Below are 24,862 nucleotides of genomic sequence, written 5' to 3'. Positions count from 1 at the left end.
CCTCGTCGGGGTTCGGCGGGTCGCGTGGACGACCGTTGCCGTGACCGCCACCTCGTACACGTCGTCGTACATCCCTTCCGGCGGTACGGGGGCCGGCCCGCCCAGCAGGCCGGTGAGCCGGGTCAGCGCCGCGACCAGGCACATCCGGTCGCCGGACAGCCGGCTGCGGGGTGCGCCGGGGACCCGCCAGCCGTCCAGGGCGGCGGCCACCGCGGTGAGCAGCGCGTACCGGTCGGCCAGGGCCCAGCGCCCGTCGTGGCCGATGTCCTCCGCGTCCGGCGCGTACAGTGCCGCCATCCTGTGGAGCAGGGCCGACCTGGCCTCCTCCAGGTGGTGGACCAGGGCGCCGAGGGGCTGGGTCAGGGCCTGGGGCGGCACCGCCGTCAGGGGCCGGGCCAGCCGGTCCTCCCCGTGCGCGAGGGCCCGCAGCCGTTCGGCAACGGCCCGCGCCCGCGCCCCGGGCGCCCCGGCGGCCGCCTCCAGCCGCCGCACGCGCGCGTGCAGCCGGTCCGCGGCACGGCCCCTGGTCGTCAGGGCGTCCGCCAGGCCGTACGCGCCGTCCAGGAGCAGCCGGGGCCCCAGGTACCCGGCGACCGCGGCGGCCGCCTCGCACTCCAGCGCCGCGTACTGGAGCCGGCGGCAGGTCCACAGGCTCGTGTGCGCCACGGCGATGGCGGTACGGACGGACGCGGGCGGCCGGCCGGTCGCCGTCGCGGCCTCGATCGCGACCGTCAGGGCTTCGGCAGCGGCGGACGGCAGCACGGGCGGCCGGGCCGCGGCCGCCACCGCGCTCACCGCGCTCACTGTGCCGGGAGCTGGTCGTAGCTCACGGTCCGCGAACGCATCAGCACCTCGTCCCCGTCGACGACGAGCACGTCGTGGACCACGCAGCTGGGCCAGATCTCGGGCCGCTCGCCCTGCCTGATCCGCACGATCAGCGCGTACACGGTCGAGCGGTAGCTGCCGTCGTCCTGCGGGTCCAGCACGATCTGGTTGAAGTAGTGCCGCCGCTGCACGGGGTCGTCCCGGAACCGCTCGTGGAACGCGTGCAGTTCGGCGACGATCCCGGCCCGGGTGCGGGCCGGCTCGGTACCGGGCGTGTGCTGGAACGTGCCGTCCTCGGTGAACGTGGCCGCGTACTCCTCGAAGCGGCCCTCGTCCAGGGCCTGCATCTGCCGGGCGTAGAAGTGCTGGACCAGCGCGTAGAGGTGGGTCCCCGCGCGGGTGTCGGTCTCGGTGGTCATGGTGCTCCTCCAGGTCGCTGCCGGCAGCGGGTCGGTCGTCGCTGTCGGCCGCCAGCCTCGCCCGGCGTACTCGAACCGACCTTGAGGGACGGCGGATTCGAGATCCGTTCCAGCGCCGCTCGAGCCGCTGCCCGCAGGCTCGGTCGCGTGTCCACGACCGGAGCTGCACAGGAGGAGAAGATGACAACGGCAGTCAGGCCGGAGGGGCCGGGCCCCGTGGCCCTGGTGACCGGTGCGACCAGCGGCATCGGCCTGGAGATCACCAAGCGCCTGGCGGGCCTCGGCGCCCGCGTGTTCGTCTGCGCCCGGCAGCAGGAGCCGCTCACCTCGCTGATCAAGGAGCTGCGGGACGCCGGGCACGAGGTGGACGGCACCACCTGCGACGTGTCCGACCCCGCGCAGATCAAGGCGTACGTCGCGGCGGCGGTGGCGCGCTACGGACCGGTGTCCGTCCTGGTGAACAACGCCGGCCGCAGCGGCGGCGGGGCGACCGCGGAGATCGCCGACGACCTGTGGTTCGACGTGATCAACACCAACCTCAACAGCGTCTTCCTCATGACGAAGGAGGTGCTCACCGCGGGCGGCATGCGGGACCTGGACCGGGGCCGCATCATCAACATCGCCTCCACGGGCGGCAAGCAGGGCGTCGTCCACGCCGCGCCGTACTCGGCGTCCAAGCACGGCGTCGTCGGCTTCACCAAGGCCCTGGGCCTGGAGCTGGCCCGTACCGGCATCACCGTCAACGCGGTCTGCCCCGGCTTCGTGGAGACGCCGATGGCGGAGCGGGTGCGCACGCACTACGCGGGCATCTGGGGCGTGTCCGAGCAGGAGACCCACGACCGGATCACCCAGCGCGTGCCGCTCGGCCGCTACGTGGAGACCCGCGAGGTCGCCGCGATGGTCGAGTACCTCGTGAGCGACGACGCGGCGGCGGTGACGGCGCAGGCCCTCAACGTCTGCGGCGGCCTCGGCAACTACTGACGGCCCCACCCGCACAGCACGGTGCCCGGCCCCTCCGAGGAGGGACCGGGCACCGTCGTGTACGTAAGGGGAATCACCGTCGCGTACGGGGGAATCACCGTCGCGTACGTACGGGGAAGCACCGTCGCGTACGCAGGTGACGCGCCCCCGCGCGTACGCAGGTGACGCGGCCCCCGCGCGTACGCGACCGGGGTGCCGTCGCGTACGCGCGGGGCGGGGCGTCAGCCGGCCACCGACTCCTCCGTCCGGCCCGCCGCGTACCGCATGGTCGTCATGCTGTTGCGGCCCAGCGCCTCCCGCAGGTACGCCCGCGCCTCGGCGAGCCCCGCGTCCGGGCCCAGCACGTCACGGACCGCCGCCGGGTCGACGGCCACGGTGTGCCGGGACACGGCGACCGGCCGGCCCTCGGCGTCCTCGCCGAACGTCCACAGTCCGCTGTGCCCGGTCAGCAGCCGCGGCATCTTCAGCTGCTTGTACGCGATCCAGTGCGGCGCCCGGCACACCCGCACCGAGCGGGTGCGGTGCGAGCTGCCGTCGGCGGTGACGGTGTCCATCTCCAGCGTCTGGACGCCCGGCACCTCCTCGGTCAGCTCGGCGCGCGCCACGTGCGGCAGCCGCTCCGCCCACAGGTCGGCCCGGTTGACGAAGTCGTACGCCTCGGCGGCCGTCCCGGTGAGCGGGACGGTATCGGTGAAGGAGAACACCACGTCCTCGACGGGGTGGCCGAGTTCGGCGATCCGGGCCAGCGCGGCCAGCTCCTCCGCGCTGTTGCGGTCCAGCGCCCGGTGGACCGCCGCCAGCGTGTCGGGCTCGTCGTCCACGGTGGTGAAGCGGTGCCGCAGCACCACCTCGGTGCCACCGTCGGGCAGGGCCCGGAACAGCCAGCCGCCGCTCATGGAGGCGAAGGGCGGGGCGCTGCGCTCCTGGCGGAACGCGATGTAGCGGCGTGCCGGGTCGAGCAGCCGGCGGGACACCCAGCTGACCACGCGCCCGTTGACCTGCGCCCAGATCTCGAACCGCTCGCTGCGGTCGTCCCGCTCCAGGTGGTCGACGTGGACACTGGGCCCGAACACGGCGGGCCAGCGCGTGGTGTCGGCGACCAGCCCGTACAGGGCGTCGGGCGGCGCGGCGACCACCCGGGTGTGCTCGGTGCGGTGCGGTGATGTCACCTCGGCGCTCCTCAGCTCGCCACGGCGGCGGGCGACACCCGGCCGTTGACGAGGTCGAGGAGGGCGCGGGGGGTGTCGATGTCGGCCACGTCGTCGTCGGACAGGTCGACGCCGAACTCCTGCTTGATACGGGCGGCGCTCTCCATCAGGGCGAGGGAGTCGTAGCCGAGGTCCTCGAAGGAGCTGTCGAGGATGTCGCCGCTCACGTCGGTGCCGTCGTCCTCGCCGGCGCAGGCGACGAGGATGCGGCGCAGGTCGTCCAGGGTCATGGTGCTCATGACGGTTCTCCTCGTAAGGGTGGGGGTTGTGGGCGGGTGTCAGTCGGTGGCGGCCGTCAGGACGACGGCCGAGTTGAAGCCCCAGCGGCCGCGGGCCAGCACGAGGGCGGTGGAGACGGGCAGTTCCCGCGGCTCGCCGCGCACCAGGTCCAGTCCGTACTCCTCGGGTACGTCACCGGTGCCGGGCGTCGGGGGCACGACGCCGTCGCGGATGGCCAGCAGCGCGGTGACCACGTCGACGGGCCCGCCGCCCGCGTACATGCGGCCGGTGAGCGCCTTGGGCGCGGTGACGGGCACGCCGCGCGCCCCGAAGAGCCCGCTGATGGCCTCCGCCTCGGCACGGTCGAGTGCGGGCACGCCCGCCGCGTCCGCGAACACGACGTCCACGTCGCCGGGGGCCAGCCCCGCGTCCTCCAGGGCCAGTTCCGCCGCGCGGCGCAGCCCGGGGGGCCGGCCAGAGCCGGGCTTCGGGTCGAAGGTCGCGGCGTACCCGGCGATCTCGCCGTACACCGTGCGGGCGGACCGCTCCCGCGCGGACGCGGCGTCCTCGACGATGAGGATCGCGCCGCCCTCGCCCGGCACGTAGCCGGACGCGTCGGCGTCGAACGGCCGGTAGGCGCGGGCCGGGTCGGGGTCCGTCGACACGAGCCCGCCCGCGAGCTGCGAGGCCCAGCCCCACGGGTCGAGCGCGGAGTCCACGCCGCCGCTGAGCACCAGCTTCGTGCCGTGCCGGACGGTACGGCAGGCGTGGCCGATCGCGTCGAGACCGCCCGCCTGCTCGGCGACCAGGGCGGCACTGGGGCCGCGCATGCTGTTGCGGATGGAGATCTGGCCCGTGTTCACCGCGTAGAACCAGGCGAACGACTCGTACACGGAGACGAACTCGGGTCCCTGCGACCAGAGTTTGCTGAACTCCCGGTGCGTGAAGTCGAAGCCGCCCAGCGCGTTGGCGGTGACGACGCCCATGTCGTAGTCGGGCAGCGTCTCGGGCGTGACCCCGGCGTCGGCGAGCGCCCGGTCGGCGGCGGCCAGCGCGTACCGCGTGGACACGTCCGTCTGCGGCAGGAGCCTGCTGGGCAGGTGGTCGCCGGCCTCGAAGTCCAGGATCTGCCCGGCGAGCCGGGACGGGAAGCGGTCCGTGTCGAAGCGCGTGATGGCGCTGATGCCGCTTCGTCCCGTCAGGGCGGACTTCCACCACTCGTCGGTGCCGAGCCCGCCGGGCGCGGCGACGGCGACCCCCGTGACGACCGTACGCGTACGGGTGTTCTCGGTGCTGCTCATCGTCCGCTCACCTCCGGGCGGTGCAGGACCATCGCGGACTGGAAGCCGCCGAAGCCGCTGCCGACGGTCAGGACCGTGTCGACGCGCTGCTCGCGGGCGGTGATCGGCACGTAGTCGAGGTCGCACTCGGGGTCGGGCGTGTGGAGGTTCGCCGTCGGCGGGACCACGTTGTGCTCGATGGCCAGCGCCGACGCGGCGATCTCGATGGAGCCGATCGCGCCGAGGGAGTGCCCCACCATCGACTTGATGGAGCTGACCGGCACCTCGTACGCGTGCTGCCCGAGGCTCCGCTTGAACGCGGCCGTCTCGTGGCGGTCGTTCTGCTTGGTGCCCGAGCCGTGCGCGTTGACGTAGTCGACGACGGTCGGGTCGAGGCGCGCCTCGTCGAGGGAGACGCGGATGGCTTCCGCCATCTCCCGGCCGTCCTTCTTCAGGCCCGTCATGTGATGGGCGTTGCAGCGGGTGGCGTAGCCGCCGATCTCGGCGTAGATGTGCGCACCCCGTCGGCGGGCCGCCTCGTACTCCTCCAGCACGAACATGGCGGCGCCCTCGGCGAGGACGAAGCCGTTGCGGGAGCCGTCGAAGGGGCGCGAGGCGTGGGCCGGATCCTCGTTGCGCGGCGTGGTCGCCTTGATGGCGTCGAAGCACGCCACGACGATCGGCGAGATCGGGGTGTCGGCGGCGCCCGCGAGGACCGTGTCGACGGTGCCCTCGCGGATCAGCTGGACGCCGTAGCCGACGGCGTCCAGGCCGGACGTGCAGCCGTCCGACACCATCGTGACCGGGCCCTCGGCGCCCACGGTCCACGCGACCTCGGCGGGCATCACGCCGGGGCTGAGGTAGTCGAACATGTGCGGCGACAGGAAGCCCGGGTCGACGACCCACTCCCGGCCGGCGTCCGACATGACCAGGTACTCGTTCTCCAGGCTGGTCGCTGAGGCGACCGCACTGCCCAGGCTGACGCCGACGCGGTGCGGGTCGAGCGTGTCGACGGGCAGGCCGCTGTCGGCGACGGCGTCCCGGGCACAGACCACGGCGAACTGGGTGGCGCGGTCCATGCGCCGGATCTCACGGGGGGTGAGCCCTTCGGCCCGGGCGTCGAAGTCGGCCTCGCCGGCGACGCGGGAGCGGAAGGGGGAGGCGTCGAAGAAGGAGATGGAGCGGGTGGCGGTGCGCCCCTCCGACAGCAGCGACCAGAACTCCTTCGTCCCGGCGCCGCCCGGAGCCCGTACCCCGATTCCGGTGATGACGACGCGGCGGGTCACCGGCCGCGTCCTGTCGTGTGCGACATCGCTGATGTTCCTTTCGCCTGCCCGGTGGGGATTCGCCCGCCCACCCTCGGCCACCCCCCTCGAGCCCCACTCGAACCCGACCGGTGCGTCGTTGCGGGCTCGCGCCGCCGGTACCGCCGTTCCGTCGTTGTGGGCTGGCGTCGCTGTGCCGCCGTTCCGTCGTTGTGGGCTGGCGTCGCTGTGCCGCCGTTCCGTCGTTGTGGGCAGTCGTTCCGCATGGGGGTCCCCCCTGGACGTAGTCCTTGGGGGAGGAACGGGTGGGCACAACGACGGAACGGCCCCCCGGCCTGAGGGCCCAGCCCCTGCGCGCCACGACGGTGGGTGGGTCCGGTGGCGGCCCGGGGGTCACGTGCTCAGATTGGCTCGTTCGGGGCCTTGAGAGCGAGGCGTTGCTGCGTCGCCAATCCTGCGCGCGCGACCCCCGGTCCACCCCCGTCCCGCGCGTGGGCGACTGACCCCCGGTGGGAGGCGGGGTGAGTGGGCCCGCCCGCCGTGGGCGGCTCACCGCCGGTGGGGGTGGGGTGGGTGGCGCCATCCGGCCGTGGGCGGCTCACCGCCGTGTGACAGCACAGTTCAGCCGCCGCAGCATGCTCGAGATCGCCGCCGCGGCCGCAGGCACAGTGGCCGCGGCCGCCGTCGCGGGCGCGCCGCGGCGCGCGTCAGTCGTTGACCGCCGTCAGGAGGAACGCCGTGTCGGTGATGGCCGTCAGGCCGTGGCGTTCCTGGGGGAGCAGGAAGAGGTCGCCCATGGTCAGCTCGACCTCCTCCGACGCGGTCGTCAGCTTCACGACCCCCCGCAGCACCTGGAGCGAGCCGGCGGGCGGCGCGTTGTGCTCGTCGAGTTTCGTGCCGGCGGTGAGCGCGATGATGGTCTGCCGCAGCGGCCGCTCGCGGACCAGCAGGTTCGCGCTGCGGCCGTGCTCGCTGCGGTGGGCGGCGACCAGGTGCTCCTCGGCGATGGCGTAGAGGTCGTACATAGGTCCACCTTGCCCCGGGGCCGACCCGCCCGCACGGCGAAGGCCCCCGGCCGTCCCGTGTGCTCTCGGGACGGCCGGGGGCCTTCGTGGAAGCGGGGCCCGCGGGGCGTCAGTCCTCGACGACCAGGGCGGGGGTCTCCTTCGTGAGGACCTCGCCGCGGAAGAACGCCGGGCTGCGGCGGTGCATCACGGCCATCAGGACCACGCCGACCAGCAGCAGGCCGACGCCGATCACGAAGACCGAGCCGATGCCGAAGACCGACGAGCCGCTGCCGTACGCCGGGTCCCACATGTCCTTGAGGGTCTGGGCGAAGACGGCGGTGAGCATCAGGCCGCCGATGCCCGGCAGGACGCCCTTGACGAGCAGGTCGCGGACGGAGCGGGTCAGGTCGCGGCGGAAGAACCAGACGCAGGCGAAGGCGGTGATCGCGTAGTAGAAGCAGATCATCAGGCCGAGCGCGTAGATGGTGTCCACCAGGACGTTCTCGCTGACCAGGGTCATCACCGAGTAGAAGACGCCGGTGGCGACGCCCGCGACGATGGTGGCGCGGCCCGGGGTCTTGTGGACCGGGTGGACCTTGGCGAAGGCGGGCGGGAAGGCCTCGTACGTGGACATCGCGAGGGCCGTGCGGGCCACCGGGATGAACGTGGTCTGGAGGCTGGCGGCGGCCGAGGCCAGGACCGCGACGAAGAGGAGGATGCCCAGGCCGGAGCCCATGACGGGGCCGGCGAGCGCGGCGAAGACGTTGTCGGACGTTTCCGGGTTGCCGAGGCCGGTGCCCTTGTCGCCGACGCCGGCGTACATCTGCACGGCGATGGCGACCAGCAGGTACGAGGAGACGATCACGACGATGGCGAGCAGGGCGGCGCGGCCGGGTGTGCGGGCGCTGCCGACGCTCTCCTCGTTCACGGACAGGCAGGTGTCCCAGCCCCAGTAGATGAAGATCGAGAGGGAGAGGCCCGCGGTGAAGGCGGCGAAGGACTCGACCGCGAACGGGTTCATCCATGACCAGGAGAAGGACAGGGAGCCCGTGACGTCGCCGGCCTTGGTGAGGGCCATGCCGGCGAAGAGGACGATGACCACCAGCTGGAGACCGACCAGGGCGTACTGGAGCCACTTGGTGGCGGTGATGCCGCGGTAGCTGACGACGGTGGCCGCGGCCACGAACGCCAGGGTCGTGAGGATGTGGACGGCCTTGTTGCCGTCGAGGGCGGCGATGTCCGGGTTCCCGGTGATCTCGCCGGCCGTGAGCCAGAAGAAGGAGGTGGCGACGCCCGCCAGGTTGGACAGGACGACCACGGTGGCGACGAGGAGGCCCCAGCCGCACATCCAGCCCACCTTGGGGCCGAAGGCCTTGACCGACCAGGTGAAGGAGGTGCCGCAGTCGGGGATCGCCTTGTTCAGCTCCCGGTAGGCGAAGGCCACGAGCAGCATCGGCAGGAAGCCGGCGAGGAAGATGGCGGGCATCTGCAGGCCCACCTCGCCGACCGTGGGGCCGAGCGTCGAGGTCAGACAGTACACAGGGGCGACGGTCGAGATGCCGATGACGGCACCGCCCATCAGACCGACGGAGTTCCCGCCCAGTCCCTTGGTGCGAACGCCACCGCTCCCGCCCGTCGCGGTGACGTCCCTTACCGTGTCTCCGGCCTTGGGCCGCGCTTCCAGCTGAGTCATGAGGAGGACCGTAGGTGCTGCGGTTTCCTTATCCGGAGTATCGAACTCCGCGATCTTGCCCTTGGGTTACGAGGATGAATCGGGCGTCAGGCTTCGATTGGAAGATCCGTTGACGCTTCAATTATGGATGCGGGGGCCATGGCCACGTGTGTTCGATATGCGGGAACCGCAGCCGTGCCCGATTTGCCCGTTTGAAAAATTTCCCGTGCTTGTTTTTCCGGTGTCCGGCCTCCGCTTACCGCCACCCCCCGCGGCCCCGCGCCTCAACGCCCTCCCGGCCACACCACCGCCTGCAACTCGCTGTAGGCGTACAGGGCGTACGAGCCCACGTCCCGCCCGACACCGCTCCTGCGGAAGCCCCCGAAGGGCGCCTCCATGTTCCGCGCGACCGTGTTCACGCCGACCCCGCCGGACCGCAGCGCCCCCGCCACACGGAAAGCGCGGGCCACGTCACCCGACCACACGTAGTCGATCAGGCCGTAGTCGCCGTCGTTCGCCAGCGCGACCGCCTCGTCCTCGTCACCGAAGGGCAGCACGGCCACCACCGGGCCGAAGATCTCCTCCCGGACCACCCGCATCCCCGGCGCGCAGCCGGCCAGCAGCGTCGGCGCCACGTGGAAGCCCTTGCCGTACGCCGGCCGCTCCCCGCCCGCCACCACCCGCGCCCCCTCCTCGCGGCCCAGCTCCACGTACCCCTCTATACGGTCCCGGTGCGCCGCCGAGATCACCGGCCCGACCACCGTCGCCGGATCCGCCGGATCACCCCCCGGCAGCCGGCCCGCGTACGCCGCCAGCGCGTCCACCAGCCGGTCGTGGATCCCGCGCTGCGCCAGGACGCGCGTCGGCGCCGTGCAGATCTGGCCGCTGTAGAAGGAGAACGTCGAGCCGATGCCCCGCACCGCCGCGTCCAGGTCCGCGTCGTCGAAGACCAGCGCCGCGCCCTTGCCGCCCAGCTCCATCAGCTGCCGCTTCACGTCCCGCCCGCACACCTCGCCGATCCGGCGCCCCACCGCCGTCGAGCCCGTGAAGCTGACCATGTCGACGTCCGGCGACGCCACGACCGCCTCACCCACGTCCGCGCCCGACCCGGTGACCACGTTCACCACCCCCGGCGGCACCCCGGCCTCCTCCAGCACCCGCGCCAGGGCGTACACCGACAGGGGATCCTGCGGGGCCGGCTTCACGACGACCGTGTTGCCCATGGCCAGCGCCGGGGCGATCTTGCCGGCCGGGTTCGCCCAGGGGTTGTTGTACGAGGTCACGCAGGCGACCACCCCGACGGGCCGGCGCACCGCCAGCGCGCCCAGAAGACTCGCCGGGCCCATCGGGCCCGCCGGGGTGAGCTGCGGTGGCAGCGCCTGCTCCACCGGCTCCAGGGCGCCCCTGGCGTACCGCCGGAACCGGGCCGCGGCCACCGCCACCTGCATGCCGCGTGCCGTGGCCGCCGTCGCCCCGCTCTCCTCGCGGGCCAGCCGGGCGTGCGCCCCGGCGTCCCGGGCGATCAGCGCCGCCGCGCGGTCCAGCACCTCCGCCCTCTCCTCCGGCCGGGTGCGGGACCAGGCCGGGAAGGCCTCGCGCGCCGCGCGTGCCGCCTCGCGGGCCTGGGCGGGACTCGCCTCGGGCGCGAGGCCGACGACCTCCTCCGTTGCCGGGTTCACCACCTCGTAGTGGCCGCGCTCCGGCTCCACCCACGCGCCCCCGACGAAGAGCCTCATCGCGCGCCCGCCGCACTGATCGGCGTGGCCGCCGTACTGATCCGCGCGCCCGCTGTGCTGATCGGCGCGGCCGGTGTGCTGATCCTCGGCTCCGCCGTGCTGATCTGGGTGCCCGAGCTGCTGATCCGCGTGGCCGCCGTGCTGATCTGGGTGCCGGACCTGCCGATCCGCGTGCCCGCCGTGCCGATCTGGGTGCCGGACCTGCGGATCCGCGGCTCCCCCGCACTGATTCGCGTGCCCGCCACGCTGATCCGGATGCCCGGTGTGCTGTCCCGCGTGCCCGAGCTGCTGATCCGGGTGCCCGACCTGCTGGTCCGCGTCTCCGCCGCGCTGATCCGGGTGCCCGAGCTGCTGATCCGCGTGGCCGCCGTGCTGATCCGTGTCTCCGCCCCGCTCATCGTGTGTCCACCGTCCTCGTGTCCCGGCCCGACCGCAGCACCCGCCCGGGCACCGCGCCGGTGATCTCGTCGTCCCGTACCGTCTCCACCCCGTTCACCCGTACGGACACGATCCCGACCGCCCGCGAGTCCAGCCGGGGGCTCTCCCCCGGCAGGTCGTGCACCAGCGTCGCCGGGCCCGCGTCGATCCGTTCCGGGTCGAACAGCACCAGGTCCGCGTGGTACCCCTCCGCGACCCTGCCCCGGTCCCGCAGCCCGAACAGCCGCGCCGGGTCGTCGGTCAGCATCCGCACCGCCTGCTCCAGGCCGACCAGCCGCCGCCCGCGCAGGCAGTCCCCCAGGAACCGGGTCGTGTACGGCGCCCCGCACATCCGGTCCAGGTGCGCGCCCGCGTCGGAGCCGCCCAGCAGCACGTCCTCCTGCCGCCACGTCTCGGCGCGCAGCTCCCAGGACGCCGGGTCGTTGTCCGGGGGCATCGGCCACAGGACCGTCCGCAGTTCGTCGTGCGCGCAGATCTCCACCAGGCACGCGAACGGGTCCTGGCCCCGCTCCCGGGCGATGTCCTCCACGACCCGGCCCGTGAGCCCCGCGTTCTCCTTGCTGTACGTGTCGCCGACGACGTACCGGCCGAAGTGGGCCAGTCGCCGGAACACGCCGGCCTCCTCGGAGTCCGCCCGACGCAGCATCCCCGCCCGCACGGCCGGGTCCCGGAGCCGCGCGATCCGCTCGCGCGGCGGCAGGCCCAGGACCTCGCCCCAGCCGGGGAGCAGGTTCAGCGCGCAGAACGTGCCCAGGGACATGTTCATCGGCGTGAGGATCGGCATCGTCAGCGCGACGATCCGCCCGCCGGCCGCGCGGGCCCGCGCGCTGGGCTCCAGCTGGCGGGGGACGCGGTCCGGGACGGCGGAGTCGATGGTGAGGACGTTCCAGTTGAGCGGCCGGGCGGCGGCGCTCGTCATGGCGACGAGCAGGTCGATCTCGTGGTCGGCGAACCGGTCGAGGCATCCCGACACGATCGCCTCCACCTGGGTGCCCTCGTGCCGGCCGACGGCCCCGCAGAGGGCCAGCAGCTCGCCCGTCGAAGCGACCCGGGAGGCGACCGGTCGCCCGTCCCCGTCCGTGTGCGTCGACGACCGGGTGGTGGACAGCCCCCACGCCCCCGCGTCCATCGCCTCGCGCAGGGCCCGCACCATCGTGTCGAGCTGCCGGTCGTCCGCCGGGCCGTCCAGCGCGGCCGGGCCCATGGCGTACCGGCGCAGGGCGCAGTGGCCGACCATGAACCCGGCGTTCACGGCGATACGCCCCTCCAGGGCGTCCAGGTACGCGCCGAAGCCGTGCCACGCCCAGGGCGCGCCCTCCTCCAGCGCGACCAGCGACATGCCCTCGACCTTCGCCATCATGCGGCGCGTGTAGTCGGCGTCGCCGGGGCGGTCGGGGTGGAGGGGCGCGAGCGTGAAGCCGCAGTTGCCGCCGGCGACGGTGGTGACGCCGTGGTTCATGGAGGGCGTGGCGTACGGGTCCCAGAACAGCTGGGCGTCGTAGTGCGTGTGCGGGTCCACGAAGCCGGGCGCGAGGACCAGACCGTCGGCGTCCTCCCGACTCCGCGCCTCGGCCTCCCGGAGGCCGCCGGCGTCGACGACGGCGGCGACGCGCCCACCCTTCAGGCCGACATCGGCGCGCCGGACGCTCGCGCCGCTCCCGTCCACGAGCCGGGCCCCGGAAACAACGTGATCGAACATGAAGTCCTCCTCCCAAGAAGCCCCCCGCTGACGCCCGCACCGCCGCCCCTCGCTGTCGGCCGGTACCGCCGTTCCGTCGTTGCGGGGCCGGCGACCGCCGGTGCCGCCGCTCCGTCGCTGTGGGGCCGGCGCCGCCGGTGCCGCCGCTCCGTCGCTGTGGGGCCGGCCTCCGCCGGTTCCGCCGTTCCGTCGTTGTGGGCTCGCGCCGCCGGTGCCGCCGTTCCTCGTTGTGGGCAGTCGTTCCGCATGGGGGTCCCCCCTGGACGTAGTCCTTGGGGGAGGAACGGGTGGGCACAACGAGGAACGGCCCCCCGGCCTGAGGGCCCACCCCCGGCGCGCGCCACGACGGTGGATGAGTCCGGGTGCGGCCCGGGGGTCACGTGCTCAGATTGGCTCGCTCGGGCCCGTGAGAGCGAGGCGTCCCAGCGCCGCCAATCCTGCGCGCGCGACCCCCGGTCCACCCCCGTCCCGTGCGTGGGCGACTGACCCCCGGTGGGGGGTGGGGTGGTGGGGCCGCCCGCCCGTGGGCGGCTCACCCCCGGGGGGGCGACTAGCCCGCTGCCGCGCGCAGGCGCGTCGTGCGGTGTACCGGGTCCGTGTCGATCTTCGGGATCACGTGCTCCCCGATCAGCCGGATCGTCGTCATCGTGTCCTCGTACGACACCCCGATCGGCAGCCCGAACGACAGCTGGTCCGCCCCCGCCTGCTCCCAGCGCTTGCACTGCCGCAGCACCTCATCGGGATCGCCGCAGATCATCAGCTCCTCGGCGATGAGGAGTTCGATGATCTCCTCGGTGTACTCGGGCAGCAGCTCCGGCCACTCCGGAATGCCGTCCGGGCGCGGAAACGTGTCGTGGTAGCGGAACAGCAGCGACTGCAGGTAGTTCAGCCCGCCGCCGACGGCGATCTCGACCGCCTTCGCGTGCGTCTCCGCGCAGATCGCCGTGGACGTCACCATCACGTTGTCGTTGACGAACGCCCCCACCGGCTCCGCGTCCTTGATCGCGCCCTTGTAGGAGTCGACGACCCACTCCATGTCGGAGACCTTCTGGACGCTGAAGCCCAGGACGCCGAGGCCCTTCCGCGCGGCCATGGCGTACGAGGACGGGGAGCCGGCCGCGTACCACATGGCGGGGTGGGTGGAGCCGTACGGCTTGGGGAGGACCTTGCGGGGCGGCAGGGACCAGTGGCGGCCCCGGAAGCCCTCGTACTCGTCCTGGAGCCACATCTTGGGGAACTCGGCGATGGTCTCTTCCCACATCTCCTTGGTGTGGTTCATGTCGGTGATGCCCGGCAGGAAGCCGAGGATCTCGTGGGACCCGGCGCCCCGCCCGGTGCCGAACTCGAAGCGGCCGCCGGAGAGGTGGTCGAGCATGGCGACCTTCTCGGCGACCTTGACGGGGTGGTTGACGGGCGCCAGGGGGTTGAAGATGCCGGAGCCGAGGTGGATGCGCTCGGTGGCGTGCGCGAGGTATCCGAGGAAGACGTCGTTGGCGGAGAGGTGGGAGTACTCCTCCAGGAAGTGGTGCTCGGAGGCCCAGGCGTACTTGAACCCGGACCGGTCCGCCTGGATGACGTACTCGGTCTCCTCCATCAGCGCCTTGTGCTCGGCCTGGGGGTCGGCCTGCGCCCGCTCGGCCGGTACGTATCCCTGTACAAAGAGCCCGAATTCCACGGGGGTTCACCGTCCCGGTGTCATTATCTGATGCTCCGTCAGGTAAAGGGTCCACCCGCATCCGGCGACGGGTCAAGACTGACGGTCCGTCAGAAAAGCTTCACCCCCGCCAGCCAGCCGCCGTCGATGACGAAGGGCTGGCCCGTGATGTACGAGGACTCCGCGCCCGTCAGGAACAGCGCGAGCGCCGCGACCTCCTCGGGGCGGCCCGCCCGGCGCAGGGGCACGAGCGTGCGGTACAGCTCGTCCAGCTCCTCCGGGGCGGCGCCGTCGGGGTTGCTCATCGGGGTGTCGACGGCCCCCGGGCAGATGGCGTTGACCCGGATGCCGCGGGGTGCCAGCTCGACGGCGGCGACGCGGGTGAGGCCGAGGACGGCGTGTTTCGTGGCGGTGTAGGCGCCCACGTACGCCATGCCGGTCAGGGCGGTGTACGACGCGGTGTTGACGATCGTGCCGCCGCCGGCCGCGCCGATCTCGGGCGCGACCGTGCGGATGCCGAGGAAGCAGCCGACCTGGTTGACCTGGACGACCTGCTGGAACTCGTCCAGGGGCGTGGCGACGAGTTCGTTGAAGCGCAGGATGCCGGCGTTGTTGACGAGGCCGTCGATGTGGCCGAAGGCGTCCCGGGCGGCCGTCACCGCGCGGGCCCAGTCCTCTTCCCGGGTCACGTCCAGGTGCACGTAGCGCGCGGCCCCCGCGCCCAGCTCGTCCGCCAGGGCCTCCCCCTGCTCGTCGAGGACGTCGCCGAGGACCAGCCGGGCCCCCTCGGCGGCGAAGAGCCGCGCCTCCTGCTCGCCCTGCCCGCGCGCCGCGCCGGTGATGACGACGACCCGTCCGTCCAGCCTGCCCATGGGGTCCTCCTAGAGGTGTGGGGCGACCTCGGTGGCGAAGGCCGCCATCTGGTCGAGCAGTTCGCTGCGGCTCCGGGAGCGGAACCGGACCTGGATCTGGTCGACGCCCATCTGCCCGTACGCGCGCAGGGACGAGGCGAGGGCTTCGGGGGCGCCGTGGAGCGTGTGGCGGCCGACGTGCCAGGCGGGTGTGCCCACGTAGAGGGGTTCGGCGATGGCGCCGACCGTGAAGGGGGCCGTCAGTCCGGCCTCTTCGCGGAGGCGGCGCAGGCCGGCGATCCTCGCGGGCAGGCGGTCGCGCGGGTCGCCCTGGGGCAGCCACCCGTCGCCCCGCAGTGCGGCGCGGCGCCGTGCGGCCGGGGAGGAGCCGCCGACCCAGAGGGGCACGCGGTCCTGCGCGGGGCGGGGCCGCTGGCCGAGGTCCTTGAACGAGAAGCGCTCGCCGGCGAACTCGGGGAACTCCTCCGGACCCAGCGCGGCCCGCAGGGCGTCCACGCACTCGTCGAGGAGGGCGCCCCGGGCGGCGAAGTCGGCGCCGAGCGCGGTGAACTCCTCCTCCACGTGGCCCGCGCCCACGCCGAGGACCAGCCGCCCGCCGCTGAGGTGGTCGAGCGTGGCGTACTGCTTGGCCGTGACGAGCGGGTGGCGCAGCCCGACGACGGCGACATGGCTGAGGAGCCGTACCCGCTCGGTGACGGCCGCCAGGTGGGCGAGCGTGGCGACCGGGTCGTACCAGACGGTCGACATGGCGGCGGCCAGCCGCCGGGGTATCGCGACGTGGTCGCAGCAGGCGAGGTAGGCGAAGCCGTACCGGTCGGCGGCGCGGGCCACCGCGACCAGGTCGGCGGGCCCGGCCTCGACCTCCCAGCTCTCGGCGTAGACGGCGCTCTGGGACTGGACCGGCAGCTGCATCCCGTACATGACCATGGGGACCCCATTCGTCGGCGGGCCCCATGGTCATACCTGACGGGTCATCAGACAAGGGTCAGGCGAGCAGTGCGTAGACCGTGGAGGCGCGGGCCGCGGCCTCCGTCTCCCCCTCGGCCGTCATCACGACGTCCACGAACGCCATGCGCCTGCCCAGCTTGGTGATCCTGGCCTCGACCAGTACGTCCGCGCCGGTCACGGCACGCTGGAACGACGTCGACTGCTGGACGGTCGTCATGGGCACGAAACCGCCGCGCGCCGAGGACAGGGCGACGACGGTGGCGGTGTCGGCGGCCGCCATGAGGGCCTGCCCGGACAGGCCGCCGCCCTCCCGGGCCAGCGTGTCCGCCCAGGGCAGCCGCAGGACGGCGTGGCGCTCCCCGGTCTCCTCCACGGTCAGGCCCAGGGCGAGGACCCAGGGGGCGAAGTTGTCGGCGAGGACCTTGTCGGCTTCGGCGAGGGTGAGGGTCATGGCTCGATGGTGCCGCCCCCCGCGCCGCCGCACCAGCACCCGTCACCGGCGGTATCACGCGGTCAGGTCGCCCGGGTCGGTGTTGGCGCCGCACAGGACGACGGCGGTGCGCTCCCCCTCCGAGGGGCCGTACGCGCGCAGCCCGGCCAGGGCGGCCCCGGCGGCGTGCTCGACGGCGATGCGGTGCTCATCCCACAGCTCCCGGCGGGCCCGCACGATCTCCTCGTCCGGTACGAGCACGGAGCACACGTCGTAGTGCTGCGCCGCGTACAGGGCCAGCGGCGTGACGCGGCGGGCGCCGAGGGAGTCGGCGGCGACCGACGCGACGGGGACGTCGACGACGCGGCCCGCCTCCAGGGCGGCGTTCAGGGCGCGGCAGTTCTCCGGCTCGGCGGCGACCACGCGGACGCCGTGGTGGTCGGCGGAGGTGGCGATCCCGGCGAACAGCCCGCCGCCACCGACGGCGACGACGACCGTGTCGAGGGCGGGCAGGCGCTGGTGCAGCTCCTCCATGAGCGTGCCGGCCCCGGCGGCGATGAGCGGATGGTCGTACGCGTGCGAGGCCAGCGCCCCGGTGTCGGCGGCGAACGTCAGGCAGGCGTCCAGCGCCTCGGCGTACTCGCTCCCGGCCAGCCGCACGTCCGCGTCATAGGCGCGCAGCCGGGCCACCTTCACGGGCGGGGCGTTGGCGGGCAGGAACACGGTCGCCGGTACGCGCTGCTGCCGCGCGGCCCAGGCGCAGGCGAGGCCGGCGTTGCCGCCGGACGCGATGGTGATCCCGGCCTCGGGGAGCGTTCCGGCCTCGCGGTGGGCGCGGATGAAGTTGACCGCGCCCCGGGCCTTGAACGTCCCGGTGTACTGGAGGAACTCCAGGGCGTACCAGAGCCGTTCACCGGAGGAGCCGTCGGTGGCGGGCGCGACGCTGAGGGGCCGTACGCGACCGGCGATCCGCGCGGCGGCGGCCGTGATGTCGGGGTGGCGGAGGGGGTCGGGTCCGGACACGGGGCACCGGCCTGTCAGGACCAGACGACGAGCTGACCGGTGGTGGTGAGCCCGAGGAAGAAGGCGAACGCGATGCGCCGCCCGCCGCCGGTGTTGGCCGCGACGGCGTGGAAGTGCGCCGGGTTGAACAGCAGCCCGTCGCCGACGTGCGGCGGCAGGTCGACGCGCTGGCAGTGCGCGACGGCGCCCGTGCCGTACCCGTACGCCTCGCGGTACTCCTCGTCGGCCGGCTCCCAGCGGTGCCGCCACACACTGGTCGCGCCGCCGCCGTCCGCGACGGCCGTGTAGAGGTTGAACGCCAGCTGGGCGACGACGTCCTGGTCGAAGAGCCCGTCGGGGAACTCGCGGTTGATGTCGTCGTAGTGCATCAGCAGCCCGGAGTCGATCTGCCGCAGGGTGCCGCCGAACACGGCACGCCCGTCGATGGTGGCCGGTACGACGGCGGCGCCCCAGGTCGCGCCGAGCCGGGCGAGGGAGACCGCCACGGGGTCGGGCCGCAGGCCGGCCCGGTTCCAGGCGCGGCGGGCCGCCTCGGCGTCCGGCCAGTACCGTTCGGCGTCGAGCTTGCCGCCGGGCAGCCGGTAGTCGTTGAGCGCCGGCCCGAACCGCAGGACGGGCGTCGGCACCCGTCGCGGGTCGTAGGGCGCGGTGGGCAGCCGTTCCAGGGCGGCGGTCACCTCCCGGCACGTGGCCGGGTCGAGGAAGCCGGGAACGCGTACGGCGGCCAGGGTGCCGGCCGCGAGGTGGGCCAGGTCACGGTCGGTGAACGCGGGGGCGTCCGCGGCGGTGAACAGCGGATCGAGAGTCACGGTCCGGGTCATGTCGCCTCCTCCTGCCGTACGGGTGCCGTTCGGGAGAAGAGCCGTGAACCCCTTCCGACGATACGCCCGGCACCCCCGGCCCGCAGCGCGGGAGACCGCGGGTGGAGTGCACGCGGGCCACGGCGTGCTCGCGAGGCCTGCCCGGTGTCACCGGGTGGAAGGGCGGCCAGGATGACGGGAGCGGCGCAACGCATACGAAGGAGGACGCTGTGGCGTTACTGAAGGGCAGGACCGCCGTCGTCACGGGAGGCTCGCGCGGGATCGGCCGGGGCATCGTGGAGCGCCTCGCCCGGGACGGCGCGCACGTGGTCTTCAACTACGCGCGGAGTGCGGGGGCGGCCGAGGAGGTGGTCCGTGCCGTGGCGGAGGCGGGCGGCTCGGCCCGCGCCGTACGTCTGGACCTGGCGGAGGCCGGGGCGGCGGAGGAGCTGATGGACACCGCCGCGCGCGAGAGCCCGTCGGGCGGTGTGGAGGTCCTGGTCAACAACGCGGCGGCGGCGTTCACGCCGACACCGCTGGCCGAGACGGACGACGAGCTGTTCGACCGGGTGCTGGCCGTGAACACCAAGGCGGCCTTCCTCACCATCCGTTACGCGGCCCGGCACATGCCGGACGGGGGCCGCATCGTGAACATCTCGACCCTCAACACCGTGCGCGCGGCACGCGGCATCACGCCGTACATGGTCAGCAAGGGGGCCCTGGAGCAGCTGACCGCGGCGGCGGCGATGGAGCTGGGCGCCCGTGGCATCACGGTCAACACGGTGTCGCCCGGCGCCACGGACACCGACCTGCTGCGCGGCACCAACCCGCCGGAGGCGCTGGACATGGTCGTGGGCCTCACCCCGCTGGGGCGGCTCGGGCAGCCGTCCGACGTGGCGGACGTCGTGGCGTTCCTGGCGGGCCCGGACGCCCGCTGGATCACCGGCCAGAACCTGCGGGCGACGGGCGGGCTGGGCTGAGCACACGGGCGCGGCCACCTGGCGGGTGGCCGCGCCCGTCGGGGGCGTGCGGGATCAGACGGCCTCGAAGCGCCACATCTGGCGCTGGTCGCCCTCCCACGGCAGGAGGGTCATCTGCGTCCCCTCCTTCTCCTCGGACAGGGTGGCGACGCTCGGGTGGTACGGGTGGTGGATGCGGAACAGCCCCTCGCCGACGGGCTCGATGGACCACTGCTCGTAGTACGGCTGCCCGGCGAGCAGCGGCGGGGAGACCCTGAGGTCGCTCAGCGCGAGGAAGCTGTCGCCGGCGCTGATCATGCTCTTGAGGCTGTACAGGTTGACGCCGTTGAGCGAGGTGAGCTCCCACTGCTGGTTCGCACCACGGTGCAGGTGCCACCCGATGACCGGGGTGTTGGGCTCGGGCCGGCCCTGGCTGAGGTCGATGACGCGGTCCTCGAAGTGGGCGTTCCTGATCACGTACACGCCGTTGGGCAGGAGCTGGGACATGACGCCTCCCGGGAGGGGACGAGCGCGGACGGCTGACCGAACGTCCCTCACCCTAGGAGCGCCCAATGGTGACCGGTAAGGCGCGATTCCAGACACAAATTGCCCATTGCGCCTGACTCATCCCTTTCGAACATAAGAGTTCTGGTGCAAGAAATTTGCGATTTCTGCACGACTTGAGGTCACCCGGCAACGGGACCGTCGGCGCCGCCGCGCTGCTCGGCCCCGACCTGCCGGGTAGGGGGTCGGGGCGTTGGAGGGGCGTGACGTTCTCAGGGGCGACCCAGGGGCCGATCAGGGTGATCACTGATGAGCAACGGGGGCTGGCGGCGGAAGAGTTGTCCTGCCGCAAAGGCACGTCGACTCTGCTCTGGAGGATCCTCCGTGCGTATCCGCCTCGCCGCCACCGCCACCGCCCTCGTCCTGGCCACCGCTGTCACCGCCGGTGCGGCGGTGCCCGCGGCCGCCGCCATGGCTGTTCGCGGCGCCGGAGCCGCCGCGCAACCCACCGTCCAGGACGCCCTGGCCCGCCTGCCCGACGACATCGTGGCGGGCGCGCTGGTCAGACGGGACGGCGTGGGGGCCGCCGTCGGTCCGGTCACCGCCGACGCCCATTTCCGGATCGGCAGTGTGTCCAAGGTGTTCACCAACACGGTGGTGCTCCAGCTCGTCGCCCAGCGCCGGATCGACATCGACGCACCGGCGCGGCGGTACGTCCCCGGGCTGATGCCCGCCGCGTACGACCACGTCACCGTACGCCAGCTCCTCAACCACACGAGCGGCCTGCCGAAGCCCACCGCGACCCCCGGGCCGGCCGACGGACCGGGATGGTGGCTCACGTCCGTGACGCCCCGAGACGCCCTGCGCGACGCGTTCGCCGCAGCCACGTATCCACTGCCCGCCCCCGGCGCCGAGCAGCAGTACAACGGACTCAACTCTCTCGTTCTCGGTCTGATCGTCGAGGGCGTCACAGGCCGGTCCTTCGCCCACGAACTGGACCGACGGATCATCCGGCCGCTGCGTCTGCGCCACACCAGCCTGCCCGCTGCCGACGACCCGACGATCCCCTCGCCCCACGCGCGGGTGTACGTCCTGGGGCAGGACGTGACCGAGCAGAGCCCTTACCCGTGGGCCGAAGGCGGCATGATCTCCACCGCCGCCGACCTGGACCGCTTCCTCACGGCACTGTTCCGGGGCCGCCTGCTCCCGCCGGCCCAGCAGAAGCTGGTGTTCGACGTGCCGAAGGTGAAGAGCAGCGCCACCAACACCAACTGCTTCGGCCCGGCGGCCTGCTTCAGCATCGGCGGACTGATGCGCCACCAGCTCCCGAGCGGCGAGTACGCCTGGGGCAAGACCGGTTCCCGCCCCGGCTGGGACAACGGCTTTTTCGCGACCCGAGACCTCAGGCACCGCGTGGTGTACTCCCTCAACCCGACGGGGAAAGGCTCCGACCTCGCGCATATCAAGGCGATCGTCGAAACCGCGCTCGCGGACGATCGCGGCCAAATATCGATTGTCCGGGCCCGCACCGCGAATTAATGTCGGCCGGGTGACTGCCGGGTCGGCCATGGGCCATGTACGAGTGAGGCGCCCGGCCCTGGCGTGAGTGCGGGGCGGGCCAGGGCCCCGCCGTCGGCTCCTCTCTGTCGTTCAGTCGTTTTCCGCGCACCCCTCCACGACATGGAGCAGTCATGACATCCGTCCAGCTCAACCACACCGTCGTCTTCGCCTCGGACCGCAAGCTGTCCGCCGAATTCCTCGCCGCCATCCTGGGCCTCCAGGTCGACGCGCCCTTCGGGCCGTTCCTGCCCGTCGATCTGGGGAACGGTGTGACGCTCGACTACTACGAGAAGACCGACGAGCCGATCCAGTCCCAGCACTACGCGTTCCTCGTGCCCGACGAGCAGTTCGACGGCATGATCGCCCGCCTGGAGGCCGTCGGGGTCACGTACTACGCCGACCCCGGCCACACCGAACCCGGCCGGATCAACAGGCTGTTCGGCGGGCGCGGGGCGTACTTCGACGACCCCGACGGCCACAACATGGAGATCATGACCCGGCCCTACATCCGGCCGTAGCGGTCCGGGCATGGCACTGCGACCGGTCCCAGGGGGTTGGGGACCGGCCGCAGAGCCGTCTCGTCAGCCTAGGAAGGCGCCCCACCCGGCCGCCCTGACAGATGTCAGGAAGCGCCCCGCGGGACACGCCTCGGCCCACGCGCCCGGGCGCCTCGGCACCCGCCCCGCGGGACACGCCTCGGCCCACGCGGCCGGGCGCCTCGGCACGCCCCCGATTCCACGCACCCCGCTTTCAGCCGGTGTCCGCGGCGGCCCTACAGTGACCCGATGACCGAGGACCTTCTGGCCGAAGCCCGCCGCGCCGTCGAGACCGGGGAGTGGGTCGCCGCCGGGCACGCCTTCGTCAGGGCCGCCATGGCGGGCAGCCTCGACGGGGCCAACGGCGCCGTCGCCGTCACGCGCGAGCTGAAGCCGCTCGCCGACGAGGGGCGCGCCGACGCGGCGGCGCTGCTCGCCGGCATCCTCCTCGACTACTTCGACGAGTCGGCCCTGCCCATGGCCGTGGCGTACGCCCGGCAGGCCGCCGACGCCGGGGACCCGGCCGGACAGCGTACGTACGGGTTCATGCTGGTCAACGGGCAGGGCGTGGCCGAGGACCGTGATCATGCCGCCGAGCTGTTCCGGGCGGCGGCGGACGCCGGCGACGGGTACGCGGCGTTCAACCTGGGCCAGATGCGGGTGGACGCGGACCGGGGCGAGGCGCTGCGGCTGCTGGAGCTGGCCGCCGGGCGGGGCGTCGTGGACGCGGGCGCCGTGCTGGGCGACCGGCTGTCGGACGAGGACCGGGACGAGGAGGCCCTGCGCTGGTACGTGTGGGCGGCCGAGCGCGGGCACACGAAGGCCATGTACGCCGCCGCCTGCTGGTACCGCGACGGGTTCGGCACCGCGCCGGACCCGGTGCAGGCCATCCGCTGGTACTTGGCGATGTTCGCGCACGGCGACGGCAACGGCATCCACGACGCCATCGAGCTGGCCAAGCAGGTGCCCGTCGGGGAGGAGCAGATCCGGCACGCCGGGGACCTGGCCGGGGACCCCGGGATGGCGCAGGCGCTCATCAACACGCTCGCCGGCAAGCGGGTCCCGGGGCACTAGCGCGCCTCACGGCCCCACCGGCACAGCGGCCCCCGCCGGCCCGGCGCGCCTCACGGCCCACCGGCAGCGCGGCTCCCGGGGCGCGCGGGCTCACGCCCCCGCCATCGCCGCCGCCATCAGGGCCACCAGCAGCAGCGGGAGCAGCGCCAGGGTGAAGGCCGCGCCGGCCGCCAGGAAGCGGAGGCCGCGCAGCGAACGGCGGTGCGGCAGCAGCCAGGAGACCGCCAGCAGGACGGCGGCCAGCACGACCATCGTCTCGAAGCCGCTCGTGTAGCCCTCGGCCCGGAAGGTCAGGTACTCCCACACCAGCAGCGGGACGGTCGGCAGGGAGACCACGAAGGGGCCCCTCCACCAGGTCGGATGGGGCGCGGGCGTCGTGTGGGTCGGCGTCATGGGCCCAGCCCACCACCGGTGCCGTCCGGTCGGCACCGGCGCCCGTACTCAGTTCGTCCGTACGTCCGTACTCAGCCCGCCCACAGGCCCTCCGGCGTCAGGCCGAGCAGGTCGATGGCGTTGCCCCGGACGATGCGCTCCACGACGTCCGGCGCCAGGTGCGCCATCTGGGCCTCGGCGACCTGCCGGGACTTGGGCCACGTGGAGTCGGAGTGCGGGTAGTCCGTCTCGTACAGGACGTTGCCGACACCGATCGCGTCGAGGTTGCGCAGCCCGAAGGCGTCGTCGAAGAAGCAGCCGTACACGTGGTCGGCGAAGACCTCGGACGGAGGGCGGGTGACCTTGTCCGCGACGCCGCCCCAGCCGCGGTTCTCCTCCCACACCACGTCGGCGCGCTCCAGGATGTACGGGATCCAGCCGATCTGGCCCTCCGCGTACATGATCCGCAGGCCGGGGAAGCGTTCCAGCTTGCCGCTCATCAGCCAGTCGGTCATCGAGAAGCAGCAGTTGGCGAAGGTGATGGTGGAGCCGACCGCCGGCGGGGCGTCGGCCGAGGTGGAGGGCATACGGCTCGACGAGCCGATGTGCATCGCGACGACCGTACCCGTCTCGTCGCAGGCGGCGAGGAACGGATCCCAGGCGTCCGTGTGGATGGACGGCAGGCCCAGGTGCGGCGGTATCTCCGAGAAGGCGACCGCGCGGACGCCGCGGGCGGCGTTGCGGCGGACTTCGGCGGCTGCCAGCTCCGCGTCCCACAGGGGGATCAGGCAGAGGGGGATGAGCCGGCCGGCCGCCTCGGGGCCGCACCACTCCTCCACCATCCAGTCGTTGTAGGCGCGGATCCCGAGCAGGCCCAGCTCGCGGTCGCGGGCCTCGGTGAACGTCTGGCCGCAGAAGCGGGGGAACGTGGGGAAGCAGAGCGCCGACCCGACGTGGTTGACGTCCATGTCCGCCAGCCGGTCGCGCACCCGGTACGAGCCGGGGCGCATCTGCTCGTACGTGATGACCTCCAGCCGGATCTCGTCGCGGTCGTGGCCGACAGCGGTGTCGAGGCGGGTGAGCGGGCGGCGCAGGTCCTCGTAGACCCACCAGTCGCCGACCGGTCCCTCGTCCCCGGGCTCGCCCATCACGGGGGCGAACCTGCCGCCCAGGAAGGACATTTCTTTCAGGGGCGCCCGGACGATGCGCGGACCAGTGTCGCGGTACTTCGCCGGGAGCCGGTCCCGCCAGACGTCCGGCGGCTCCACGGTGTGGTCGTCCACCGAGATGATCTCCGGGAAGGCCGGCTCGGCGGGCGGGGTGGTGGTGCCCGGGTTGGTCTCCATGTCCCTCACGGTAGCGTCGAACTGACGAGCCGTCA

At 73.1% G+C, this 24,862-nt stretch carries 24 protein-coding genes; 6 read left to right on the top strand and 18 right to left on the bottom strand.

The annotated features are described in order from the left end of the window. Positions 1-800: 800 nt before the first annotated feature. A complete protein-coding gene (locus ABEB09_RS19225; protein ID WP_345691155.1) occupies positions 801-1,244 on the bottom strand; it encodes a nuclear transport factor 2 family protein in 444 nt (147 codons plus the stop codon). Positions 1,245-1,424: 180 nt separating this feature from the next. Here ABEB09_RS19225 and ABEB09_RS19220 point away from each other — a divergent pair, with 180 nt between their 5' ends. Beyond that, positions 1,425-2,225, top strand: coding sequence for an SDR family NAD(P)-dependent oxidoreductase (locus ABEB09_RS19220; protein ID WP_345691154.1), 801 nt, complete (start codon positions 1,425-1,427; stop codon positions 2,223-2,225). 221 nt (positions 2,226-2,446) lie between these two features. On the opposite strand, the gene ABEB09_RS19215 is transcribed toward ABEB09_RS19220, so the two are convergent. From ABEB09_RS19215 to ABEB09_RS19185, 7 genes are all read right to left on the bottom strand, one after another. Then, on the bottom strand, positions 2,447-3,394 hold the full coding sequence (locus ABEB09_RS19215; RefSeq protein ID WP_345691153.1) for an aromatase/cyclase: 948 nt from the start codon (positions 3,392-3,394) through the stop codon (positions 2,447-2,449). Between the two features lie 11 nt (positions 3,395-3,405). Beyond that, a complete protein-coding gene (locus tag ABEB09_RS19210) occupies positions 3,406-3,672 on the bottom strand; it encodes an acyl carrier protein (protein WP_345691152.1) in 267 nt (88 codons plus the stop codon). A 39-nt stretch (positions 3,673-3,711) separates the two neighbouring features. Next, the gene (locus ABEB09_RS19205; protein ID WP_345691151.1) at positions 3,712-4,953 is read right to left on the bottom strand and encodes a ketosynthase chain-length factor; all 1,242 of its coding nucleotides are present in this window, start codon (positions 4,951-4,953) and stop codon (positions 3,712-3,714) included. Continuing rightward, positions 4,950-6,218 (bottom strand): beta-ketoacyl-[acyl-carrier-protein] synthase family protein, encoded by a 1,269-nt coding sequence (locus ABEB09_RS19200; protein ID WP_345691150.1) that lies wholly within the window; start codon positions 6,216-6,218, stop codon positions 4,950-4,952. The genes ABEB09_RS19205 and ABEB09_RS19200 overlap by 4 nt, the downstream gene beginning before the upstream one ends. A 686-nt stretch (positions 6,219-6,904) precedes the next feature. Beyond that, positions 6,905-7,222 carry a cupin domain-containing protein gene (locus ABEB09_RS19195; RefSeq protein ID WP_345691149.1) on the bottom strand — a complete coding sequence of 106 codons (318 nt, stop codon included), beginning with the start codon at positions 7,220-7,222 and terminating at the stop codon, positions 6,905-6,907. Positions 7,223-7,331: 109 nt separating this feature from the next. Beyond that, the gene (locus ABEB09_RS19190; protein WP_345691148.1) at positions 7,332-8,897 is read right to left on the bottom strand and encodes an APC family permease; all 1,566 of its coding nucleotides are present in this window, start codon (positions 8,895-8,897) and stop codon (positions 7,332-7,334) included. A 263-nt stretch (positions 8,898-9,160) separates the two neighbouring features. Beyond that, the gene (locus ABEB09_RS19185; protein ID WP_345691147.1) at positions 9,161-10,612 is read right to left on the bottom strand and encodes an aldehyde dehydrogenase family protein; all 1,452 of its coding nucleotides are present in this window, start codon (positions 10,610-10,612) and stop codon (positions 9,161-9,163) included. 24 nt (positions 10,613-10,636) lie between these two features. Here ABEB09_RS19185 and ABEB09_RS19180 point away from each other — a divergent pair, with 24 nt between their 5' ends. Further along, positions 10,637-11,074 carry a hypothetical protein gene (locus ABEB09_RS19180; RefSeq protein WP_345691146.1) on the top strand — a complete coding sequence of 146 codons (438 nt, stop codon included), beginning with the start codon at positions 10,637-10,639 and terminating at the stop codon, positions 11,072-11,074. On the opposite strand, the gene ABEB09_RS19175 is transcribed toward ABEB09_RS19180, so the two are convergent. From ABEB09_RS19175 to ABEB09_RS19145, 7 genes are all read right to left on the bottom strand, one after another. After that, complete coding sequence (locus tag ABEB09_RS19175) at positions 11,007-12,749, bottom strand: N-acyl-D-amino-acid deacylase family protein (RefSeq protein ID WP_345691145.1); 1,743 nt, start codon at positions 12,747-12,749, stop codon at positions 11,007-11,009. The genes ABEB09_RS19180 and ABEB09_RS19175 overlap by 68 nt on opposite strands. Positions 12,750-13,299: 550 nt before the next feature. Then, the gene (locus ABEB09_RS19170) at positions 13,300-14,424 is read right to left on the bottom strand and encodes an LLM class flavin-dependent oxidoreductase (RefSeq protein WP_345691144.1); all 1,125 of its coding nucleotides are present in this window, start codon (positions 14,422-14,424) and stop codon (positions 13,300-13,302) included. Between the two features lie 89 nt (positions 14,425-14,513). After that, positions 14,514-15,275 (bottom strand): SDR family NAD(P)-dependent oxidoreductase, encoded by a 762-nt coding sequence (locus ABEB09_RS19165; RefSeq protein ID WP_345691143.1) that lies wholly within the window; start codon positions 15,273-15,275, stop codon positions 14,514-14,516. A 9-nt stretch (positions 15,276-15,284) separates the two neighbouring features. Next, positions 15,285-16,202: a TIGR03619 family F420-dependent LLM class oxidoreductase gene (locus tag ABEB09_RS19160; protein WP_345691142.1), complete on the bottom strand. Its 918-nt coding sequence runs from the start codon at positions 16,200-16,202 to the stop codon at positions 15,285-15,287. A 58-nt stretch (positions 16,203-16,260) separates the two neighbouring features. Further along, complete coding sequence (locus ABEB09_RS19155; RefSeq protein ID WP_345691141.1) at positions 16,261-16,674, bottom strand: PaaI family thioesterase; 414 nt, start codon at positions 16,672-16,674, stop codon at positions 16,261-16,263. 54 nt (positions 16,675-16,728) lie between these two features. Next, entirely contained in the window at positions 16,729-17,676 is a 948-nt protein-coding gene (locus ABEB09_RS19150) for a serine/threonine dehydratase (RefSeq protein ID WP_345691140.1), read from the bottom strand. A 14-nt stretch (positions 17,677-17,690) separates the two neighbouring features. Then, positions 17,691-18,497, bottom strand: a complete 807-nt coding sequence (locus ABEB09_RS19145; protein ID WP_345691139.1) for a 2OG-Fe(II)-dependent halogenase WelO5 family protein — start codon at positions 18,495-18,497, stop codon at positions 17,691-17,693. Between the two features lie 209 nt (positions 18,498-18,706). Here ABEB09_RS19145 and ABEB09_RS19140 point away from each other — a divergent pair, with 209 nt between their 5' ends. Then, entirely contained in the window at positions 18,707-19,456 is a 750-nt protein-coding gene (locus ABEB09_RS19140) for an SDR family oxidoreductase (RefSeq protein ID WP_345691138.1), read from the top strand. 54 nt (positions 19,457-19,510) lie between these two features. Here the strand turns inward: ABEB09_RS19140 and ABEB09_RS19135 are convergent, their stop codons facing one another. Next, positions 19,511-19,942 (bottom strand): RICIN domain-containing protein, encoded by a 432-nt coding sequence (locus ABEB09_RS19135; protein WP_345691137.1) that lies wholly within the window; start codon positions 19,940-19,942, stop codon positions 19,511-19,513. A 381-nt stretch (positions 19,943-20,323) separates the two neighbouring features. On the opposite strand from ABEB09_RS19135, the gene ABEB09_RS19130 reads away from it, so the two are divergent. From ABEB09_RS19130 to ABEB09_RS19120, 3 genes are all read left to right on the top strand, one after another. Continuing rightward, a complete protein-coding gene (locus tag ABEB09_RS19130) occupies positions 20,324-21,478 on the top strand; it encodes a serine hydrolase domain-containing protein (protein ID WP_345691136.1) in 1,155 nt (384 codons plus the stop codon). A gap of 152 nt (positions 21,479-21,630) precedes the next feature. Further along, positions 21,631-22,017, top strand: coding sequence for a VOC family protein (locus tag ABEB09_RS19125; RefSeq protein WP_345691135.1), 387 nt, complete (start codon positions 21,631-21,633; stop codon positions 22,015-22,017). Between the two features lie 267 nt (positions 22,018-22,284). After that, on the top strand, positions 22,285-23,109 hold the full coding sequence (locus tag ABEB09_RS19120; protein ID WP_345691134.1) for a tetratricopeptide repeat protein: 825 nt from the start codon (positions 22,285-22,287) through the stop codon (positions 23,107-23,109). Positions 23,110-23,199: 90 nt separating this feature from the next. Here ABEB09_RS19120 and ABEB09_RS19115 read toward each other — a convergent pair whose 3' ends face one another. Both ABEB09_RS19115 and ABEB09_RS19110 read right to left on the bottom strand, forming a co-directional pair. Next, a complete protein-coding gene (locus ABEB09_RS19115) occupies positions 23,200-23,502 on the bottom strand; it encodes a hypothetical protein (RefSeq protein ID WP_345691133.1) in 303 nt (100 codons plus the stop codon). A gap of 71 nt (positions 23,503-23,573) precedes the next feature. Beyond that, entirely contained in the window at positions 23,574-24,827 is a 1,254-nt protein-coding gene (locus ABEB09_RS19110) for an amidohydrolase family protein (protein ID WP_345691132.1), read from the bottom strand. Positions 24,828-24,862 lie beyond the last annotated feature (35 nt).

It is taken from the genome of Streptomyces coeruleoprunus (assembly GCF_039542925.1).
Classification (GTDB): Bacteria; Actinomycetota; Actinomycetes; order Streptomycetales; family Streptomycetaceae; genus Streptomyces; species Streptomyces coeruleoprunus.
The sequence above is the reverse complement of the archived record's forward strand: the minus strand, read 5'-3'. Positions and strand labels throughout refer to the sequence as shown.